Annotated in this window: 2 protein-coding genes and 4 pseudogenes; all 6 read right to left on the bottom strand. The window is 67.6% G+C overall.

Features of this window, described 5'->3' with window-relative positions; translation table 11 throughout:
* Positions 1-578 (bottom strand): annotated as a pseudogene (locus Y706_RS25945) (thiolase domain-containing protein); the annotation flags it as partial.
* A gap of 53 nt (positions 579-631) precedes the next feature.
* Positions 632-1,258 (bottom strand): annotated as a pseudogene (locus Y706_RS25940) (thiolase domain-containing protein); the annotation flags it as partial.
* The gene (locus Y706_RS25935; protein ID WP_275450887.1) at positions 1,143-1,919 is read right to left on the bottom strand and encodes a CoA transferase subunit B; all 777 of its coding nucleotides are present in this window, start codon (positions 1,917-1,919) and stop codon (positions 1,143-1,145) included. The pseudogene Y706_RS25940 and the gene Y706_RS25935, both read right to left, overlap by 116 nt.
* Positions 1,920-2,001: 82 nt before the next feature.
* Positions 2,002-2,400, bottom strand: a pseudogene (locus Y706_RS25930) (3-oxoacid CoA-transferase subunit A); the annotation flags it as partial.
* Between the two features lie 17 nt (positions 2,401-2,417).
* Positions 2,418-3,074: pseudogene (locus Y706_RS25925) on the bottom strand (CoA transferase subunit B); the annotation flags it as partial.
* A gap of 82 nt (positions 3,075-3,156) precedes the next feature.
* The coding region (locus Y706_RS29375; protein WP_043436310.1) for a CoA transferase subunit A at positions 3,157-3,555 on the bottom strand (399 nt) is incomplete at its 5' end.

Raw genomic sequence — 3,555 nt, 5'->3', positions numbered from 1 at the left:
ACGGGGGAGCAGTCGGTGCGGCGCAGCGGGTCGGCCACCATCGGGTTCTTGTCCGAGACGGTGCGGCAGAAGTCCTCGCCGAGGTCCTTGCGGAGCTGGGCGTAGGGGTTGTCGACGCCGTTGCGGTGGTTCTTCGCCGCGATGGTGCCCAGGACGTCGCCGAGTTTTCCGTTGCTGTCGCCGTAGCGCTTGCCGTAGTGCTTCGCGACCTCCGCGAAGAGCCCGGTGAACCCGGTGGTGGAGGCCTTGCCGGCCATGTCGTAGTCCGCGCCGAGCAGGGCCGCGCCCACGACGTCGGCCCCGGCCTGGGTCATCTTTTCGGCGCCGATCACCAGGACGGTCTTCGCGGTACCGGCCAGCAATGACTTGGTGCCCTGCTGGAACGCGGCCGAACCGGAGGCGCAGGCGTTCTCCACCCTGGTGGAGGGAACGTTGGCCAGCTGATCCGAGACCTGCAATGCGAGGGAGGACGGGAAGGCCAGCGGCATCATGCCGGAGTTGAACTGGCCGAGGTAAATCTCATCGATCTGGCCGGGCTCGATCCCGGCGTTGCCGATCGCCTCGGTGGCGACCTGCACGATCAGGGACTCCAGGGTTTCGTCGCTCAGCTTGCCGAACCGGCTGTGGCCCCGCAGTCGGTGCGGCGCAGCGGGTCGGCCACCATCGGGTTCTTGTCCGAGACGGTGCGGCAGAAGTCCTCGCCGAGGTCCTTGCGGAGCTGGGCGTAGGGGTTGTCGACGCCGTTGCGGTGGTTCTTCGCCGCGATGGTGCCCAGGACGTCGCCGAGTTTTCCGTTGCTGTCGCCGTAGCGCTTGCCGTAGTGCTTCGCGACCTCCGCGAAGAGCCCGGTGAACCCGGTGGTGGAGGCCTTGCCGGCCATGTCGTAGTCCGCGCCGAGCAGGGCCGCGCCCACGACGTCGGCCCCGGCCTGGGTCATCTTTTCGGCGCCGATCACCAGGACGGTCTTCGCGGTACCGGCCAGCAATGACTTGGTGCCCTGCTGGAACGCGGCCGAACCGGAGGCGCAGGCGTTCTCCACCCTGGTGGAGGGAACGTTGGCCAGCTGATCCGAGACCTGCAATGCGAGGGAGGACGGGAAGGCCAGCGGCATCATGCCGGAGTTGAACTGGCCGAGGTAAATCTCATCGATCTGGCCGGGCTCGATCCCGGCGTTGCCGATCGCCTCGGTGGCGACCTGCACGATCAGGGACTCCAGGGTTTCGTCGCTCAGCTTGCCGAACCGGCTNCGCTCCTTCAAATTCGAGCGCGACATCGAAGTCGGCTTCGGTTTTTTCGCGGATTTCCTCCACGGTGACGCCCGGCGCGAGGCGCGTGAGCGTGAGCTTCCGCCCGCCGTCTGCTTTGTGCTCATTCTTCACAAGGTCGAAGACCGCGAGGTCGCTGATGATGCGGTCCACGCAGCTGAGCCCGGTGAGGGGCAGCGTGCATTCCTTGACGATCTTGGCGGTGCCGTCCTTGGCGTTGTGCTCGGTGAGGACCACGACACGCGGGGTGCCGGCCACGAGGTCCATGGCACCGCCCATGCCCTTGACCATCTTGCCGGGGATGGTCCAGTTGGCGAGGTCTCCGTTCCCGGAGACCTGCATGGCGCCCAGGATCGCGACCTTCACGTGACCGCCGCGGATCATGCCGAAGGACGTCGCGGAGTCGAAGATGCTGCCGCCGGGCAGAACCGTGACGGTCTGCTTGCCGGCGTTGATCAGGTCCGCGTCTTCCTCGCCCTCGAAGGGGAACGGGCCCATGCCGAGGAGGCCGTTCTCGCTCTGCAGGACAACGCGGACGCCGACGGGCAGGTTGTTGGCCACCAGCGTGGGGATGCCGATGCCAAGGTTGACGTAGTCGCCGTCGTTCAGTTCTTCGGCCGCGATTGCGGCCATTTCATCTCGGGTCCAGGCCATGGTGGTTCTCCTTGGAAAGTCAGGGTGCAGGGGGTGGGGCGCCAATGCCGGCGCGCCCGGGGCGGGCGGCGCTCGGGCCGGATTAGACGGTGACGGCGGAGGCGGCCTGCGCCGGCTCTGTTTCCGCTGCGGGCCGCGGGCGGACGGTGCGCTGTTCGATGTCCTTGACGCGGCCGCTGGCCTGGACCAGGCGCTGGACGAACACGCCGGGGGTGATGATGTGGTTCGGGTCCAGCTGGCCGGGCTCGACGATCACTTCGGCCTCGGCGACGGTCACGGCGCCGGCCGTGGCGACCACGGGGTTGAAGTTCTGCGCGGTGTACCGGTAGATCAGGTTGCCGTCGGTGTCGGCCGTGTGGGCGTGAACCAGGGCGACGTCGGCCTTGATGGCGCGTTCCTGGACATAGGTCTCGCCGTCGAACTCCGCCAGCGGCTTGCCTTCGGCGACGAGGGTGCCCACGCCGGTCTTCGTGTAGAACGCCGCGCTCCTTCAAATTCGAGCGCGACATCGAAGTCGGCTTCGGTTTTTTCGCGGATTTCCTCCACGGTGACGCCCGGCGCGAGGCGCGTGAGCGTGAGCTTCCGCCCGCCGTCTGCTTTGTGCTCATTCTTCACAAGGTCGAAGACCGCGAGGTCGCTGATGATGCGGTCCACGCAGCTGAGCCCGGTGAGGGGCAGCGTGCATTCCTTGACGATCTTGGCGGTGCCGTCCTTGGCGTTGTGCTCGGTGAGGACCACGACACGCGGGGTGCCGGCCACGAGGTCCATGGCACCGCCCATGCCCTTGACCATCTTGCCGGGGATGGTCCAGTTGGCGAGGTCTCCGTTCCCGGAGACCTGCATGGCGCCCAGGATCGCGACCTTCACGTGACCGCCGCGGATCATGCCGAAGGACGTCGCGGAGTCGAAGATGCTGCCGCCGGGCAGAACCGTGACGGTCTGCTTGCCGGCGTTGATCAGGTCCGCGTCTTCCTCGCCCTCGAAGGGGAACGGGCCCATGCCGAGGAGGCCGTTCTCGCTCTGCAGGACAACGCGGACGCCGACGGGCAGGTTGTTGGCCACCAGCGTGGGGATGCCGATGCCAAGGTTGACGTAGTCGCCGTCGTTCAGTTCTTCGGCCGCGATTGCGGCCATTTCATCTCGGGTCCAGGCCATGGTGGTTCTCCTTGGAAAGTCAGGGTGCAGGGGGTGGGGCGCCAATGCCGGCGCGCCCGGGGCGGGCGGCGCTCGGGCCGGATTAGACGGTGACGGCGGAGGCGGCCTGCGCCGGCTCTGTTTCCGCTGCGGGCCGCGGGCGGACGGTGCGCTGTTCGATGTCCTTGACGCGGCCGCTGGCCTGGACCAGGCGCTGGACGAACACGCCGGGGGTGATGATGTGGTTCGGGTCCAGCTGGCCGGGCTCGACGATCACTTCGGCCTCGGCGACGGTCACGGCGCCGGCCGTGGCGACCACGGGGTTGAAGTTCTGCGCGGTGTACCGGTAGATCAGGTTGCCGTCGGTGTCGGCCGTGTGGGCGTGAACCAGGGCGACGTCGGCCTTGATGGCGCGTTCCTGGACATAGGTCTCGCCGTCGAACTCCGCCAGCGGCTTGCCTTCGGCGACGAGGGTGCCCACGCCGGTCTTCGTGTAGAACGC

The organism is Arthrobacter sp. I3, from assembly GCF_000520575.1.
GTDB classification, from domain to species: Bacteria; Actinomycetota; Actinomycetes; order Actinomycetales; family Micrococcaceae; genus Arthrobacter; species Arthrobacter humicola_A.
Note: the sequence above shows the minus strand (reverse complement) of the source record. Positions and strands in the feature narration are given on the sequence as shown.